General features: G+C 52.2%; 12 protein-coding genes and 1 tRNA gene. 3 read left to right on the forward strand and 10 right to left on the reverse strand.

The features are described from left to right. Nucleotides 1-160: 160 nt before the first annotated feature. The 5 genes from SH668x_RS12305 to SH668x_RS12325 form a co-directional block, all read right to left on the reverse strand. Nucleotides 161-234: transfer RNA gene (locus SH668x_RS12305), tRNA-Arg, on the reverse strand. A 287-nt stretch (nt 235-521) separates the two neighbouring features. After that, nucleotides 522-2,522 (reverse strand): acyl-CoA dehydrogenase family protein, encoded by a 2,001-nt coding sequence (locus SH668x_RS12310; RefSeq protein WP_437185359.1) that lies wholly within the window; start codon nt 2,520-2,522, stop codon nt 522-524. Between the two features lie 88 nt (nt 2,523-2,610). After that, nucleotides 2,611-4,758, reverse strand: a complete 2,148-nt coding sequence (locus SH668x_RS12315; protein ID WP_437185360.1) for a 3-hydroxyacyl-CoA dehydrogenase NAD-binding domain-containing protein — start codon at nt 4,756-4,758, stop codon at nt 2,611-2,613. Between the two features lie 59 nt (nt 4,759-4,817). After that, the gene (locus SH668x_RS12320; RefSeq protein ID WP_437185361.1) at nt 4,818-6,116 is read right to left on the reverse strand and encodes a thiolase family protein; all 1,299 of its coding nucleotides are present in this window, start codon (nt 6,114-6,116) and stop codon (nt 4,818-4,820) included. A gap of 120 nt (nt 6,117-6,236) precedes the next feature. Further along, nucleotides 6,237-7,955: an AMP-binding protein gene (locus SH668x_RS12325; RefSeq protein ID WP_437185362.1), complete on the reverse strand. Its 1,719-nt coding sequence runs from the start codon at nt 7,953-7,955 to the stop codon at nt 6,237-6,239. A gap of 642 nt (nt 7,956-8,597) precedes the next feature. Here SH668x_RS12325 and SH668x_RS12330 point away from each other — a divergent pair. Together SH668x_RS12330 and SH668x_RS12335 are read left to right on the forward strand one after the other, a co-directional pair. Further along, on the forward strand, nt 8,598-9,785 hold the full coding sequence (locus SH668x_RS12330) for a metallophosphoesterase (protein ID WP_437185363.1): 1,188 nt from the start codon (nt 8,598-8,600) through the stop codon (nt 9,783-9,785). A gap of 628 nt (nt 9,786-10,413) precedes the next feature. Beyond that, nucleotides 10,414-10,767, forward strand: coding sequence for a Flp family type IVb pilin (locus tag SH668x_RS12335; protein WP_437185364.1), 354 nt, complete (start codon nt 10,414-10,416; stop codon nt 10,765-10,767). 286 nt (nt 10,768-11,053) lie between these two features. On the opposite strand, the gene SH668x_RS12340 is transcribed toward SH668x_RS12335, so the two are convergent. Together SH668x_RS12340 and SH668x_RS12345 are read right to left on the reverse strand one after the other, a co-directional pair. Continuing rightward, nucleotides 11,054-12,457, reverse strand: coding sequence for a sulfatase (locus tag SH668x_RS12340; protein WP_437185365.1), 1,404 nt, complete (start codon nt 12,455-12,457; stop codon nt 11,054-11,056). A 416-nt stretch (nt 12,458-12,873) separates the two neighbouring features. Continuing rightward, nucleotides 12,874-13,188 (reverse strand): Rieske 2Fe-2S domain-containing protein, encoded by a 315-nt coding sequence (locus SH668x_RS12345; RefSeq protein ID WP_437185366.1) that lies wholly within the window; start codon nt 13,186-13,188, stop codon nt 12,874-12,876. A 259-nt stretch (nt 13,189-13,447) separates the two neighbouring features. Here SH668x_RS12345 and SH668x_RS12350 point away from each other — a divergent pair, with 259 nt between their 5' ends. Beyond that, a complete protein-coding gene (locus SH668x_RS12350; protein ID WP_437185367.1) occupies nt 13,448-13,915 on the forward strand; it encodes a GyrI-like domain-containing protein in 468 nt (155 codons plus the stop codon). Nucleotides 13,916-13,980: 65 nt separating this feature from the next. Here the strand turns inward: SH668x_RS12350 and SH668x_RS12355 are convergent, their stop codons facing one another. From SH668x_RS12355 to gcvPB, 3 genes are all read right to left on the reverse strand, one after another. Further along, nucleotides 13,981-14,529, reverse strand: a complete 549-nt coding sequence (locus SH668x_RS12355) for a Crp/Fnr family transcriptional regulator (protein WP_437185368.1) — start codon at nt 14,527-14,529, stop codon at nt 13,981-13,983. Nucleotides 14,530-14,581: 52 nt separating this feature from the next. Beyond that, nucleotides 14,582-15,811, reverse strand: a complete 1,230-nt coding sequence (locus tag SH668x_RS12360) for a Glu/Leu/Phe/Val family dehydrogenase (RefSeq protein WP_437185369.1) — start codon at nt 15,809-15,811, stop codon at nt 14,582-14,584. Nucleotides 15,812-16,043: 232 nt separating this feature from the next. Next, nucleotides 16,044-17,507 carry an aminomethyl-transferring glycine dehydrogenase subunit GcvPB gene (gene gcvPB / locus SH668x_RS12365; RefSeq protein WP_437185370.1) on the reverse strand — a complete coding sequence of 488 codons (1,464 nt, stop codon included), beginning with the start codon at nt 17,505-17,507 and terminating at the stop codon, nt 16,044-16,046. Between the last annotated feature and the right edge of the window lie 53 nt (nt 17,508-17,560).

Genomic DNA, 17,560 nt, shown 5'->3' on the forward strand with positions numbered 1-17,560 from the left:
AGATGGAGGCATTGAGGCCGGTTTCTTTGCGCAGCCTTTATGAGGGTTGTCGGATCAACTGCCGAATTGGCAAGTTCAAAAAAACACCCCCTGCACTGCAGAGGGTGTCATTCAGGAGAGTTGGACTCCTAGATTGATATGAACTGGATTGACTTGAAATTGTCCCCGGCGGGATTCGAACCCACGACCTTCAGTTTAGGAAACGGACGCTCTATCCTGCTGAGCTACGAGGACCACAGCGATCAGACGCCATTGGTTGACCGTCGCTCTCAGGAGTTTAGCGTTGTTTGGTCAGGAGGAAAACCATCGACGTCTCACCGTCGCTGGGATCTTTTGAGAGATATTCACTGGGTCAATACGTCGGCAGGCTTTAACCGCCTGAATTGGCCTTGCTGGTCGGTTGGGGGCGGGTCGGGAGCAGCACATCTTCCCCTCACTTTCTGGACAGAAGACCAAGGACTGGAAAGCTCGTGATCGAACTCGAGCATTTCCATTATTCGTCAGGAGTTGAAAAAGGAAAATCAGTTTTTATAGGTCATCAGGATTTCGACCACAGGGACCCCTGCGATCTCTTCAAAGCCTCCTTCTGCAACTTTTGCTCCCAATCTCGTTAAAGATTGAATTTCTTTATCGGAAAGTCGCTTTCCGTCGAGTTGATGTCGGAGTTTGATGCATGCGATGTTTGCAGCATCCCGCGTCAGACCGCTCGCGTGCCGTGCCCCGTATAGGGACGTACAGAGCATCACAACGGCTGTCTGAACTCTCATGGACAGTTCGGCCATCCGACACTGACGGTCCGGAAGTTTCAGCTGATACGTCCGCATGATTTTTGAAATTTCGAGTCGCGACTCACGAAGGAATTTCGTGGCGAACCGAAAGTGTCCACGAAGGTGCTCCACACTGGCCTGATCCGTCGTTTTTACGCGGTCGAACACACTTTCGTCGGTGGAAGCAAACGGCATTGAGGCTGTCTGTGCAACCAACCATCGGCTGTAGTGCATCAGCGGTTTTCTCAGCGCCCATGCGTGGGCAGGATTCATCAGATTCGGGTTTTTGATGCCACTTTCATGAAGAGTCTTTCCAATCTCTTCGAAGTACTCTTTTCCATGCTCTTTGACGAGTGATTTGAAGAACGCCATTCCCAACATCTCTCCTTCCCCTTCATAAATGCAGGGGGCGAGAAGGTCGTGGACATTATCGCCGAACCAGTGTCCGTGCAGGAAAGAACGACCACCGTGCGTCTTCATGGCGATTTCAATGGTCGACTCTTTGAGTGCTTCGCTGCCAAAAATTTTGGCAATTATGCACTCCATTTCACCACGATAGCCCAAATCCAACAGGCCGGCGGTCCACTGGGTGAGAGCGTCGGACGCCACGATGAGCCCCGCCAAAATTCCGACCCGGCGACGAACCAGTTCCCGTTTTACAATCGCTTCCCCGTAAGTGTGGCGAAATTCCGCCCAAGGAAGGATATTTGCCAGCATCATCCGCATCGTTCCAGCAGCATTGGCGCATAATGCAACACGCCCTCGGTTCAATCCGTGATAGGCAATCGTCAGACCATCACCATTCCCTGCATCCAGCAGATTCGCAGCGGGGACACGCAAGCCGTTAAATACGATTCCCTGGTTGTAGGCATGCTTCAGGGCGTACAGGCCATACTTCTTCAAATGAAATTGTTCCGACTCTTCTTTTGGAAGATCCACAATCAGAACCGCAGGCTTATTTTCGATTAGACAGACGACTCCTACCGTTCTTCCGGGGCGAACATTCGTGATGAACAACTTCTCGCCGTAAAGAACGTATTCGTCCCCTTCACGGACAGCCTCCGTTCGTAACGCTGTCAAATCAGATCCGGCGCAAGGTTCCGTGAGAGCAAATGCGGAGAGAGCCTCACCCGACGCAAGTTTGGGAAGGAATTGATTCTTTTGCTCCTCGTTACCGAACGCCTGAACCGGATCGACTGCGCCGATGCAGGCGTGGACCGATGCCAGTCCTGCGATCGTAGGATCAACCGTCGCCATGCGGGTCAGAAACGTGGCGAACTGAGTAATGGTCGCACCGCTTCCCCCGTACTTTTCGTCGACAAGCAATCCCCAGTAGCCGACTTGTGCCAGATCTTCGAATACCTGATCTGGAATCTTGCCGTTGTCGGGGTCAATCATCGTCCGATTGAGAACGTGATTTCGAACGATCTGATAGGACCGTTCCATCACATCCGCAGCCTTTGCGGACTGAGCAACGGGAGGATTTTCGAACCCAAACAAATCGATTGGGGCTGTGTCCCAAACGGCTCGATGCACCGGGCTGGCTGCTGTCTGATACTTACGTTCAAACAACTCTTCGACCCGTTCATCTGCTGCATCCACTGCCCCCATTCTCCGGGATTCTTCTTCGGACTTCCCGCCGAGGCGCATCGCTGTCTCAGCGAACGAAGGAGCGTTCGGATTAAATGGTTCCGTGACACGGACACCGGTTGTCTCTGCAGGATTCTGTCCATCTATTCTGGATCGAATCGACATGATGTTGCCTCCTCTATTGATCACTCTTGTGACAGTCGGAAGTTGGCATCTGTGCGACGCTCGTGATTGAGGCTGTCAATGAACGGTGCTATTGAAAGACGCTTTCATTCAGATTCACGGTCGGTTCCGGATCGAATCGATTCCCGTATCGCTCTTTCAGTTTCTCCAACCGGCGAACGACTTCGGTTTCGGTCCAGGACTGAATGCACTGCATTGGTCCTCCACGAAACGGTGCGAATCCAGTTCCGAGTACCATCCCCAGATCCACCATCCATGCTTCCTGGACGACTCCCTCTGCCAGGCAGCGACGCGACTCATTGATCATCGCGAGGAAGAGTCTTTGCTGAATGTGATCTAGGCTTTCCCCGTTGACGTTCCAATCGTTCATCGGCTCCTCCTTCGCAATGCTCACTTGCTCGGGGAGTGGAGCGGCATCTCCTTTTCTTCCGCTGATCCAGCGATAGAAGCCTTGTCCCGATTTTTGACCTCTATGGCCAGCATCGACCATCTTCTGAAAGAGAGCCGGAATTGGGCTCTCCTGCTTGGCAAGCGGAGTCAATGTTTTGGAAACATCCAAAGCCACATCGAGACCGACAACATCGAGAAGTTCGATCGGCCCCATCGGCATTCCGAATTTTCTCGCACTCCTGTCGATTTCCGAAAGCGAGTACCCTTCCAAAGCTAACCTTGCCGCTTCGTCCAAGTAGGGAAACAGGATCCGATTCACTAAAAATCCTGGGGATTGCTTCACAACAATCGGCGTTTTGCCAAGTGCTTTGGCGAGTGCGACGAGCGTTGCAATTGTTTCGTCGCTGGTGTCTGGAGCGCGAACCACCTCGACCAACGGCATTTTGTGAACCGGATTGAAAAAGTGGAGACCAGCCACTTTGTCGGGGCGCTTCGTGGCTTGTGCCATGTCGCTAATGGGGAGTGCCGACGTATTCGAAACCATCAATGCTCGGGGTGGCAGCGCAAGATCCGCTTGTAGGAACAGCGACTCTTTCACTTCCAGCTTTTCGACAATCGCTTCAACCATCAGATCAATCGAATCATCGGACCTCCACGCTGTCCGAGATTCAATATTCTTGAGTGCCGATTGAGCGGCCTCTTGGGTCATCGCCTTCTTGGCAACCGCTTTCGTAAACAAGGAGCGAATCGTCTCCATGCCACGGTCAACGAACTCTTGTTGAATGTCCTGGAGCACAACGGCCAGACCGCGAGAGGCTGCAAGTTGGGCAATCCCTGCCCCCATGGTCCCCGCTCCGATCACCGCGATTTTGCGTACGGGCAATGGCTCCATACCGTTCATCCAGCTACTCCCTTTCTTGGCTCGTTCGGTATCCAGAAACAAGTGAATGAGATTTTTGGATACCGAACCCAGGGCGAGCATAGTGAACGCGTGGCGTTCTACAAGGAGCCCCTCTTCTGTCACATCCGAGGTCTCCGCACCAATAGCGACAGCTTTCAGGATTTCCGGAAGTGCGGGATAGTGAGAAGCGGTTTTCGCGATCGATTTGCGAGCGAGATTCAACACCAGTGCCCGACCGACTCCGTTTCGATCAAGCAGCCATCGAGTCCACGTCGATGATGGTGCCGCCCGCTCTCTTCCGGACAGTTTTTCTTGAACAAATTGATTCAAAGCGTCGTCAATGTGAGTGGGATCGATCAGTTCGTCGACCAAGCCGTTTTTGAACGCAGCCGACGCGGAAATCAACTTCCCTTCCAGCACCATCGGCAAGGCCTGACTCAGACCAATCTTCTTCGGAAGCCGTTGAGTTCCTCCCCATGCTGGAATTAAACCGAGCTTGACCTCTGGCAAACCGAGTTTGGTTTCAGGTGAATCGACGGCCAGGCGGAACTTGCAGGAGAGTGCGAATTCCAATCCACCGCCGACGCACGCTCCATGGATTAACGCAAGAGTCGGAATCGGTAGGTTCTCAATTCGATTGAAAAGCGCCTGCCCGTGCTCAATGAGTGCGGAAACTTCCTCTGCGGAACTCAAGGTTCCCAACCGCTGGATATCAGCACCAGCGAGAAAGCCTGCCGCTTTTCCGCTTCGAAAAACAATAAAACGCACATCTCGCGGGGACATCTTTTCGAGTTCACCGACGAGAGCCGTCAAGTCCTCAATGACCTGTTGATCAAACACATTGACAGAACGTTCGGGGACATCCAGAACGGCTGTCAACACTTGATCAGAGCTTGTCGACACTCGAAATGTTTTGAGATTCAACATTACGTTTTCCTCTCGATTCCAATTCCTGACCGCCCGCACATTGCAGAAAAGACGTCAGGTTAGGAGGGATGACTTTCGATCCACACCGCCATGCCCTGACCACCGCCGATACACAAACTGGCTAGTCCGTGACGAAGCCCTTTTTCCTGTAAAGCGCGAAGTAACGTGAGCATCAATCGGCTCCCAGACGCCCCCAGAGGATGCCCCAGAGAGATGGCCCCTCCATTCACGTTCAGTTTTTCTTGTGGAATGCGTCCGATTGCCTCTTCGCGATGCAAATGTGTCCGACAGTATTCATCAGACGCCATCGCTTCCAGGCAAGCCAGAACCTGTGCAGCGAATGCTTCATTGATTTCAAACAGATCGAAATCAGAAAGCGACCGCTTGGTACATTTCAGCAACTGATCGATAGCAAAAACCGGCCCCAAACCCATTCTTTTCGGATCAAGGCCGACGACGGAATAGGCGTGAATTGTACCGATCGGTTTCAGTCCAAAGTGAGTCGCTTCTGCATCCGATGCGATGACAATTGAGCACGCTCCGTCAGTCAATTGCGAGCTATTTCCAGCGGTGACCGATCCTCCCTTTTTGAATACTGGATGCAATTTGCTCAATGCTTGCATTGTTTGATTGGGGCGGATGCCGTTGTCTTTCTGAACAGATTCTCCCTCGACAAGAACCGGGAATACTTCCCCGTCAAAAAAACCTCGTTCCCACCCTGATGAGGCGCGTTGATGGCTTTGCAGCGCAAACGCATCCTGTGCCTCACGAGAGATAGAAAATTCTTCTGCCAAAATTTCGGCTGTCTCTCCCATGTTCAAACCGCAGGTCGGGTCAGTCAGCCCTACCTGCAATGCAGAGATCGGAGCCAACATCGACGGTCGAAGGCTCAGTAAATGCGAGAATTTCGCAAGCCCCCGCTTCCTTCGCCAGTCCAGCAACCAATCCTGAAACTCGTTCCCGAATTGAATCGGGATATTCGACATGGACTCAACTCCACCTGCGCCGACAATTGCAGCTCTCCCATCGTTGATCGCCAGGCATCCAGACAGAACCGCCTCCATCCCTGAACCGCAGTTTCTATTGACCGTAAACGCTGGCGCCTGCATCGGGACGCGGGCTCGAAGTGCGATCACGCGCGCGATATTGGCAGCGTTTGCGGGTGTCGCCACATTACCGAACACGACTTCATCAAGTTGATCTGGACCAATCCCGGAACTGATCATCGCCTCTTTCAGAGCGAGCGATCCAAGTTGGACAGCGTCAACAGAATTGAAGACACCAAACGCCTTCTCAAAAGGAGTTCGCATACCGCCGAGTATCTGGACAGGGCTGAACGTATGTAAGGGAGTATTCATGATGTTCTCACGAGTTGAGGCTGACGTCGTGATCTGTTGTAAGTCATTTGGAGGTGATGCAACCGATGTTCATGTGAATGAATCAATTCCCGCACGCCTCGATACCTTGTACATTTTGGTCTAGTTTCCGGTTCCAACCCCCGAGTTTCTCAGTTCTCTCCGCAGTACTTTTCCTAAAAAGTTTCTTGGAAGATCCTCTTTCCGTTCTTCGATCAAATGAGGTCGCTTCTGGGACGAAAGATGTTTCTTCAGGAAAGCATCGAAGTCTCGCTGATTTAGTTGATTCCCTGGATTCATCACAACAACTGCCTTGACCACTTCACCCTTTGCTTCGTCCGGGACTCCGACAACCGCCACGTCCTTAATGCCCGGATATTTTCGCAGCACCTCCTCAACATCTCCCGGATAAACATTGAATCCTGAGGTGATGATCAGATCCTTCTTGCGGTCCACAATTCGGAAGAAGCCATTTCCATCGCAGGTCGCCAAGTCCCCGGTATGCAGCCAGCCATCTTTTAACGCAGCGTCGGTAAGATCCGGCCGATTCCAGTAGCCGTGCATCACTTGCGGGCCACGAATAACAAGCTCGCCCACTTCTCCTGTCGGCATTTCTTCAACACCGGTTGTCGCATCGACGATCTTTGCCATGGTGTCTGGCAGCGGAAGCCCAATCGTTCCGGGAATCGCGGTGCCATCCAGCGGGCCGGCGTGCGTCACAGGACTGGCCTCTGAAAGACCGTAGCCTTCGACAACGGTCGCGCCGCTCAGTGCGCTAAATTTTTCAGCGACAGACGCAGGAAGTGCAGCACCCCCTGAAATGACCTTTTGAATCAGTTTCAGTTCGGGAACCGGATTTCTTTCCAGCACGGGATTGAGCGCTGCCAACATTGCGGGGACGGTCGGAAACACGGTCGGTCGATGTTTCGCGATTAATCGACAAACTGAAGCGACGCGAAATCGATGATGGAGAATCAGTGTCGCGCCGAGGGCGAGTCCGTTCGTCAGGCATGTGGAAAGACCGTAGCTGTGGAAGAACGGAAGGACGGCAAGCAATGTTTCCGTTCCCTGATGATTCCCGGCCCAATGAGAAATCTGCCACGCGTTCGACATCAGGTTTCCATGCGTTAACGCAACGGCTTTGGGTTCCGATGTCGTTCCACCTGTTGGCAGGATATAGGCGAGATCGCTGGGGCTCATTTTTAACGGTTCGAATCCGTCTTCTTTCAGACGCCCCGCTTTGGTGACGTCGATCAAAGAGATACTTTTCCCTTTAGGATTGATCGAACTGAATCCCAAACGCATCAGACGAACCCATGCGTAGCCCAGCCCCTCGAGACGGCTGAGTCGATCGCCTAACGAAGAATAGATGATAATTTCAGGCTGATCGTCCCCGTGACACACGAGCGGAGTCATCACATCTAGCGTAATCACAATGCGACACTGCGTCGTCTTCACAAATGCGCCTGCTTCCTCTGCAACTGAGAGTGGACTGAGAGCGACCGCAACGCCGCCAGCCATCCAGATTCCATTCAGTGCGAAGATGTATTCAGGACAATTGGGAAGCAAAATCCCGACCCGATCCCCCGATTGCAATCCTTGTTCAATCAGCCACATCGCAATACGGCGGGCACGTGAACAGATTTTGGGGAACTTCAGCTCATCCCCATAGTAGATGCAGCCAACCCTGTCCGGCCATTTCGTCGCAGCCCGTTCAAGTAACCAGTAAAGTGGTTCCTGTGGATAACTGAGCGTCGGGGGGACATCCTGAGGATAGCTCTTCAGCCAGGGGCGGACACTGAGATCATCCGCTAGTCCGGAAATGACTTTTGCCGTTGTCATAGTAGCCTCCTCTAACCTGATGAAGAGGATCGCCTGCAACGCTACATCAATTCAGCAATTTTCAACTTGGACGGAGAGATGACTCACAGGAATGAATTCAGGTCATTTCACAATTGCGTACTGTTAATGTTCTGATGTGTCTTGCTGAATTTGTTGTCAGGTCCAATTCTCAGAGGTGATCCGGGATTGTGATACCTACCTTCTCAGTGACATTGCTATTCTTCGCGTCGTCAATTTCTTGGTCAATTGGAAATCGAATCCCGATTTTCAAAGTCATTCAACTTGTTTTTGTGAGCTTGAAATCGCTCTGCAGGCAGTTAGAGCAAGGCTCATGCCGCCTTTTCTGAAAAGAACAGGGATCAACGCGACATTCGCCCGGTTTTGAACCAATCTATGAAGTTTCTCATTACTATAAGGATTTTGCGGCGTACAAACACACATCCTTCTAGTTGTCGCTGGGATAGCTGACTGGTTGTCTTGCGCTCAAACCATCCCGTGAACGAGTCGATCATCAACCAGCGTGAGTGGACGTACTTGATCGACTGTGCTCTGCTCGAGATTTCGTTACCTTCACGTTCGCTTTCCGCTTTCCTACTCAAAATGAACGTTCCGACTTCTGTTTGACTACCAGGCTGCCAATCGATGACCGCAATCGGAAATTTGCTGCTTCTCGGAGTCTTTGCCATTGGAAATGCAGCGATCTGGATCGCTCTGGTAAATCGACTGCATGGACTTCGATTGCGAACGACAACACTGAAACGGATCCGTCATCTTCATGACATCCTCATTCTGGGCTTTCCGTTTTTGGTGATTGGATGCCTCGGGTTATCCGGGCCCAAGCTACTTCTGGGAGGGGAATGGAGCGACGTCTCCCCACAGTGGAAAGTCATACTTTTCTGCAGCTGCTGCGGAGTGGCAGGCTTCCTCTTCAAGATCTTCCAGAATTTGACAAAACGTGTTCCTGTCCAATTGGTCTCTTCTGAATCAACACTTATCGACATTCAGAAGGAGCTTGGATTTCGTCCGATCCAACCTGGCCCGTATTACGGCCTCGCCAGACTCCCGATGAACGATCAGTTTCGACTGGAGCTCAACGAGAAGCACATTCAATGCGATCAACTTCATCCGAGTTGGGATGGTCTTTCCATTCTCCATCTCTCAGATCTTCATGTGCTCGGTACATTGACTTTGGACTATTACAAACGGGTCTTCGATCATCTGAAGTCCTCTTCTTTCGACGTGATCTGCTTCACAGGCGATCTGATCGATAATGAGGATCTACTCGATTGGATCTCTGAAACTCTCGGGCAACTGGAGGCCCGGATCGGAAAGTACTTCATCCTTGGAAATCACGACTGGTACCAGCATCCAGATCTAATTCGCCAGAAGCTCCAAGCATTGGGATGGCAGGATGTCACTAGACGGAACGTGGTGATTGAGAGAGAGGGACAGACGATCGAGATCGCCGGAGATGAGACCCCGTGGATGCCTCCGCATCCGATGTTCGACCACCCCAACGCGTTTCGCCTGCTGCTGAGCCATACCCCTGATAATCTCTCATGGGCGCAAAAGGCCAATGTCGACTTGATGCTCTCGGGACACAATCACGGAGGGCAGATCAAATTGCCTCTCCTCGGCCCGGTTTACTCTCCCAGCACACATGGCTGTCGGTACTCAGACGGGTCATTCTATCAGGCCCCAACGTTTCTCCATGTTTCGCGAGGCATCGCAGGCCAGCACCCATATCGATGGCGCTGTCCCCCCGAGGCTACTCGTCTGATCCTCCGATCAGGTGAGAATTCTCTTCTGATTAAGACGCCGGAAATTTGAAACAGGCTGACAATGTCAGTTGTAAACCCCTGTATCAGAGCTGAAACACAACAATCCGCTGCTTTCACGCAACACCCCCGGCAATCGATCTCCACAAAATCCTCGCAAATCTTTACTGAATAGTCATTTACGACCTGAGAACATTTGTCATCACCCGTTGAGTTGCGTTGATTTTTCGAAACGGGCACCACTCCTGCTCAACAGTTTATTGCGTTCAAGTGTTGCCGGCAGTGTGAGAGACTGACGGTTTTCCCGCACTTGCCACGTTCCTGTGACCCGAATTTCGACCTTTCACAGGTCGAATTCGGTTTTTCAGTCAACCTGTTCGCTCGCATTGACGTTCTGAAAATCCCAATGCGAATTTTGGTGAACATTCTGCTCCGTGGTTGAATCTCCTCCCGGGACGAAAATTTCGACGCAACATGTTTCTGTCCTGAATGTTGCATTCGGACGCAAATTCGTCTTCCAGCATCTTTGGCACTCAACCTGCGTAAGTTCAGTTCCGTGGAACACTGTTTCACAGATTGGTCGCATTCAAAGCGACAGGCCATTTTCCAGCACCAGCTCTCACCGGTCGGACGATGTGCAACTTCTCTCAAATCACAGGAAATTGAAACGGGAATTAGAAATGCAAAAAGTATTTGGCGCATTGCTGCGCGATGAAAGCGGCTTCATTGTCTCCGCAGAACTCGTCCTCATCGCCACGCTGTTGGTCATCGGATTGATCGTTGGACTGAGCGAAGTTCAACACGCAGTTGTCGAAGAGCTTAACGACGTTGGCGATGCCATCGGATCTCTCAATCAAAGCTACTACTTCAGTGGCTTCTCCGCCAAGAAGAACGGCGGACATTTGAAGTCCAGCGTGGCAGGAGCATCCTTTGTGGATGCTGTCGATTCATGCGACAACAACCAGTGCGAAATCGCCTGTAATCCGCCGACTGCAGAAGGTCGTAAAGGTGGACACGGCGGCGGTAAGTACTAATGCTGACCTGAGACGAATGTGGCGTTCCTGGGGGTTCAAACCCTGAACGTGTTGATCTCCCAGTCGTCGCCACATTGTACAGGAAATCAGGATTTAGAAATAACGAAGAGCACAAGGTGCTCACTTCTGTGAAGCGAATTTTGAGCACGATCGACGATCCTGCCTCTTCACAGCGATTGAAACAAGTTCCTTCGGGATTTGTACTCTCTGCGAGAGTTTGATTTGAGAGAACCCCAGCGGGTGGTGGCCCGCTGGGGTATTTTCATTTCAGATTTGAGACAAACTTTTAGGCCTTAGCTGCGGGCTGATTGTTTTGATTCTTTTTCCCGCCCCCCTGCCCCTTCTTGCCACCTTGCCCCTTGCTAGGGAGAGGTCGCCAGGCTGGTTCTACCAAGGTTTTGTTCCACTCATTCCACTTCTCCTGAAGCGCCTTGACGCGTTTGGGTTCTTGTGATGAAAGGTCGTTCTCTTCGCGGATGTCATCTTTCAAGTTTATCAGAAGTGGAACTTCCGTCTGTGGGCCCTTCACCAACTTCCAGTCACCATTGATAATGGCGGTCTGCTGATCGAATCGCCAATAAAGGTACTCGTGAGGAGTGCCAGAGTTCTCGCCATTCAGATAGGGAAGGACGTCCACACCGTCGATCTGGTCTGCTTCTTTCACTGGATTGCCCGCCAATGCGAGCGCCGTTGGCAGAATGTCAATTTGTGCGATCGCTTTGTCATAGACTGTTCCGGCGGGGAGATGTCCCTTCCATCTGAAAACGAAAGGAACACGAATTCCGCCTTCCCAGGTTGTGGATTTCTGACCACGCAGCGGGGCGTTGCTTGCTGTTGTGCCCAATGGCCCACCATTGTCCGACAAGAAAATCACGAGCGTATTCTCATCCAGCTTTTTCTCGTGCAGTTTCGCCAGCAATTGACCGACGCCGCGATCCAAAGCGACGAGTAACCCTGCATACGACCGCCGCTTTTCATCCTTGATGGAGCTCAGAGCCTCTAAATCGGCTGGGCTCGCCTGCAGTGGACTATGAACTGCGTTATAGGCAAGGTACAGAAAGAAGGGATCTTCGTTTTGACGATCGATAAAGTCGACTGCTTCTCTGCTGAACGCATCCGTCAGGTACTCTGTCTCCTCGACCGGTTCCGTTCCACGAAAGATCGGGGCAGCTGACGCGTTATTTTCAGGCAGATAAGTCCTTGCACCTCCCAGGAAACCGAAAAACTCATCGAATCCGCGTTTCTGAGGGTGGAATCGTTCCGCATTCCCCAAATGCCACTTTCCGACCAGCGCTGTCTTGTACCCAGATGCCTTCAACCTGTCAGCGATGGTGATTTCCTTCAGCGAGAGCCCATAGTCATCACGATCACCATTAGCACCGGGGTTGAGCTCGTGACCAAAGCGTTGCTGGTAACGACCCGTAAGCAACGCTGCTCGCGTCGGGCTGCAGTAAGGGCCCGTCACGTACCCGGAAGTAAGCCGAACCCCTTCACTGGCAAGTTGATCGAGATGCGGGGTCGGGATGTCCTTGCCCCCTTGGAATCCGAGATCGCTGTAGCCGAGATCATCGGCGACGATGACGACGATATTCGGCTTCTTCGCGTCGGCGGCATCGACGACCTGGGCAACGTTCACAATCGAGAGGGCAGCTCCCAGCGCAGCCACCCAGTTCCTGTTTAAGCGAGTCATTTCAGCAATCCTGAAGGGGGTAGAACTCCAAATCGGACATACTACTACTATCTCAGTCGTGCTTAATTCAACCGTACAGGTTAGAAATCGCAAGCGATCATAAATTGAGGTTTGGGTGCATCCAGAAGAAATCTCCTAAACCTTTACCACAAAGCAAAAAACACGGACTTCGATACGAATCCCGTGTTGCGAGCGATGATTTCAATTGTGGATGGACTCCCTCTCACTCCGTGTGGAGACGCCCCTGAAATGAGAAGAAGGATTAATATCGCCCTCGTTTCTTGACCGCTCTCATGTCGTGAAGCCCAGTTGCGAGATCTCATCGAGAGCGACTCTCACGAGTTTGTGTCGTCCCGGCGAAAATAAACACAGCGTATTTTGCCTGCATTCACCGCCAGACTCCCGTGAGACCGTGGCTAGTCAATTTGAACGTAGATTCCGTCAACCCGAACATCCACCGGAAAGACACGAATCGGCTCGGTCGCGGGCATGGCAGTTGGCGCACCGGTACGAATATTGAAACTCGCTCCATGTCTTGGACAGATAATGTCCTCTCCAGACAATTCGCCGTCCGTTAATGGCTGGCTATCGTGGGTGCAAACGTCTTCGACGCAGTAATACGCGTCATCCACCCGGATGAGCAGCGCAGGAATCTCGTCATCCAGAACCACAGAAATCCGCCCCAGATTGGGGACATCATTCACACCAGAGACTCGTTCAAATTTGGACATTCAGAACTCTCAGGACTTCAAAAAGAGCTTTTTCAAATGCACGGCGGCGATCTGAAATTCAACGTATCGTGACGAACCTCAGAGTATGCTGAAATTTCTCTCAGCTTCACAGCCAGATCGACTTTTTCGAGTCGTCCATATTTTTATTTCGCTGCTCTGCAATGTCGAATGGGCGAACGTTCAATCGACAGTAGGATGAAGCCCAACGGATTTCGAACAAATTGGGCCAAAACGTTGAATTTCAGACGGAGTCAAAATCATGCTGATCGATCCCCCTCAATTAACCAACGTCGCAGAATCTCACGCTGCGTCCATTTATGTCAAAACCCCTCGGGAACAAATCACACAGGTGATGGGACCGGGAATTCACGAGTTGATGGATGTTCTCAACGAGCAGCAGATCAGCCCGACCGGTCCGTGGTATTGCTATCATCTGACGTGCCCAGCCGAGAATTTCGAGTTCGAGATCAGCCTCCCTGTCACGCAGGAAATCCGACCATCCCGTCGCGTAGAGAATCGGTTTCGCCCAGCTCAATTCGTCGCAAAAACGACATACCGAGGTCCTTACGAAGGGCTTCCAGATGCCTGGGGAGAATTCCAGAAATGGATCCATTCCGAGAAGCTTCAACCTGCAGGGCATTTCTGGGAGGTTTACAGCCAAGGCCCGGAAACAGGTCTTCCCCCAGAACAATGGGTCACCGAGCTCGTCCAACCGCTGATTCGGTAGTTCACAATAAAAAGGCTCCGAAGAGGCGGTGTCGTTCCTCGGAGCCTTTCGTTTTCTCGTCCTGTTTATTCAAACAGCCCGGTATAAAGCTTGGACCGGAATTCCTGCCATTCCTTATGGTGAACACCATCCCCGCGTTCTTCCACGAGTGCACAGGTCCATTCATCCATCCGACGCAGACGATCGGCGAGGATCCTCACGATATTGACACTGATCTTCTGTGCGGAACTGGGGCAAAGTGCGCAGAGATCATCGTACTGATCACGTAATACGCGGATCGTTTCCACGTGATCGACTGCTCGCACACTTGCGGAATGGGTTACTTCGTCGAAAAAGGACATCTCTCCGAAGACGCTGCCGGGCTCCAGAAGAGCCAACCGACTGTCCTTCTTCGCCCCTTTCTTGACGACTTCACAGACCCCGCTGAGACCGATCCAAAGGCCTTGGTACTGCTTTCCTTCGGTGAGGATCTCTTCGCCGGGTTGAAACGATTCAATCTGTACGCGATTGAGAAACGCGTGCATCTCGCTGGAGGTCAACCCGTTGAGCAAAGTGCATTTATCCAGAACAGACTGGTGATCATTCAGTGCGATGACAGGATCACATTCGTTCATTTTTTCCTCCTGAGCTTCAACAGAGGGGCTGCCGCTGTGAGGGCGATTTCAATCAGATCCCGGCAAGAACTGTCGCTCGACCGACTCGTCCAATCCCGAGTACATACGCGGCTGTCCGGAGCGGAATCTTTTTCTCGACGCCGATTTTCCAGACGCGATCAAAACTCTCGATCATATTCTTATCGAGTCGCTTTCGAACTTCTTCCAGTTCCCATTTGAAGTGCTGGCGATTTTGCACCCATTCGTAGTAGCTCACCGTCACTCCGCCTGCGTTCGCAAGAATATCCGGAACGACCAGTAGCTCCCGTTGTTCAAAAATCTCGTCTGCTTCCGGAGTCGTTGGATTGTTCGCAGCCTCAATAATGACCTGAGCTCGAATCTCTCGCGCCACTTCGGCGGTAAGAACCCCGCCCAGCGCTGCTGGAATCAGGACATCGATCTCCAGTGTGAGGAGGTCGTGATTGGAAATCTCCTTGACCCCGGCCGCTTCTTTAATGGAGCGTCCTTCTGCGACGAGAGTGAGCAGATTCGGGATGTCGAGTCCTTCAGGATTGTAGATTCCGCCCTGAACATCTGAGACCGCAACGATCTTTGCCCCTTTCTCGTGAAGGATCTTTGCAGCGAAGCTCCCAACGTTTCCGAACCCCTGAATGGCGATTTTAATGCCGGCCACAGGTTTCTTCAGGCGAGCGAGTGCTGCTTCCGTGATGATCGCAACCCCTCGGCCAGTCGCTTCTTCACGACCTTCCACCCCGTGAAGTTCCACAGGCTTTCCAGTAACCACAGCAGGATTGAAACCGTGGTACTTCTCGTACTGGTTCATGATCCATGCCATTGTCTGTGCGTTCGTTCCCATATCGGGTGCTGGGATATCCTCATCCGGACCGATGACGTCATGGATTTGATCCACAAACTTTCTGGTGATCCGTTCAATTTCACGTGCGCTGACAGTTTTTGGATCGATCGAAATTCCGCCCTTGGCTCCACCGTAGGGAATATTGACCACCGCGGATTTCCACGTCATCAGCGAGGCCAGCGTGAGCACCTCTTCCGCGTCCACTTCCGGATGGTAGCGCAGCCCTCCTTTGAGCGGTCCACGTGCATCGTTGTGCTGAATCCGATATCCGATAAACGTTGCAATCTGGCCGTCATCCATTTCAAGTGGAATCTGAACCTTCACCTCGCGCATCGGGGTGAGCAGCAGGGTCTGCATATTTTGCGACAGCCCCATGACGTCAGCTGCCCGTGAGAAATAGCGGTCGGATTGTTGGTGAGCACTCATCGCCGGATCTCTGCTGAAGAAGAGTTCAGTCTACTGCACGCAATAGCGGTCAGAGCAAGTCTCTTCGAATCTTATGGCAACGATCAATGCAGGGCGATGCTTTTTTTCATGATTACAATCGAATGACAATTTCAGCAGAATTCGGCTGATTTCAACACAAAAATCGGCAACACATCTGGTGCGTTGCCGATATTCGCGAAATAACAAGGTCCGACAGACTCATGGAGTCGCTTTAGTCTTTGACACAGGCCCGCGCTTTCAGAATCGGATTTCGTGCCGCCGCCACTTCGTCTGGACGACGAACTGGCGTGTTGTGCGGAGCTTCCTTCAGCATTGCAGGGTCTTCTTCGACGATCTTCTTGATGACGGCGACAAATGCGTCCATCGTCTCCTTCGACTCCGTTTCGGTAGGCTCGATCATCAGCGCTTCAGGAACAACCAGCGGGAAGTAAACTGTCGGTGCGTGGAATCCGAAGTCAAGAAGACGTTTCGCGATCTCCATTGCACTGATCCCCTTGTCGTCCTTCAGCTTCTTGGCTGACGCGACGAACTCGTGCATGCAGTATTCGCCATTCGGAACGTTGAGAACATCTTTGAGCAACGCTCTCAGGTAGTTCGCATTCAGCAGAGCGTGTTCCGAGACTTCTCGCAGCCCCTTAGCGCCGAGCGTCCGCAGGTAGAAGTACCCACGCATCAGAATTCCCACGTTGCCGAAGAACGAGCGAACTCGACCGATCGATTTCGCAGGGTTTGAAAGTGCGTACTCGCCATCTGTCGATTTGGTCACAATTGGACCGGGGAGATAGTCGGCGAGGAAGTCACGCACTGCAATTGGTCCGGCCCCTGGACCTCCCGCACCGTGTGGTCCGGTGAAGGTCTTGTGAACGTTGTAATGCATCATGTCACCACCAAAGTCACCGGGACGGGTGATTCCCAGGATGGCGTTCATATTCGCACCGTCGATGTACACCAGACCTCCCGCCGCGTGGAGGATCTCGCTCACCTTGGCGATGTCTTTTTCGAACAACCCCAGTGTGTTCGGGTTGGTCACCATGAACACAGCAGTCTTGTCATCGACAAGTGTCTTGAGTTCTTCGATGTCGACGAAACCATTCTTGGTTGGTTTCATCTGCACACATTCGAATCCGGCCAGTGCAGCGCTCGCTGGGTTCGTTCCGTGAGCACTCGCAGGGAAAATGACTTTGGTGCGTTTCTCCCCTTTGTCACGGAAGTAAGCAGCCGCAACGAGCAACGCTGCGAATTCACCTTGCGCCCCTGCCGCTGGTTGCAGTGAGACAGCAGGCAGCCCCGCGATTTCCCCAAGCATTTCCTGCATTTCGTACAGAATCGCGAGCATCCCCTGCGAATCCTGCGGACGGCTGTGAGGATGCAGGTCCCCAATTCCGTGAACTCGGGAAAGACGCTCGTGACGCTTGGGATTGTACTTCATCGTACAGCTTCCCAACGGATAGAAGTGCGTATCGACGCACATGTTTTTCGTTGAGAGGTTGACGAAGTGACGAACGACATCCCCTTCCGCCAGTTCAGGCAATGCTGGGGCTGATTCGGAAATTGATTCAGCTGGCAGCAATTTCGACAGAGGTTGAACGGGCACATCACAAGGAGGAAACACTGCCGCGCGGCGGCCTGATACTGAAATTTCGTAAATGGATTGGGTTGCTTGTTCGTTTCGCATGACGGATTTCCGATGAAGTTGATCGCAAAAAATGAAAGAGATCGACGCGACGC

Origin of the sequence: Planctomicrobium mucosum, assembly GCF_051466335.1 — a bacterium.
Lineage (GTDB): Bacteria > Planctomycetota > Planctomycetia > Planctomycetales > Planctomycetaceae > Planctomicrobium.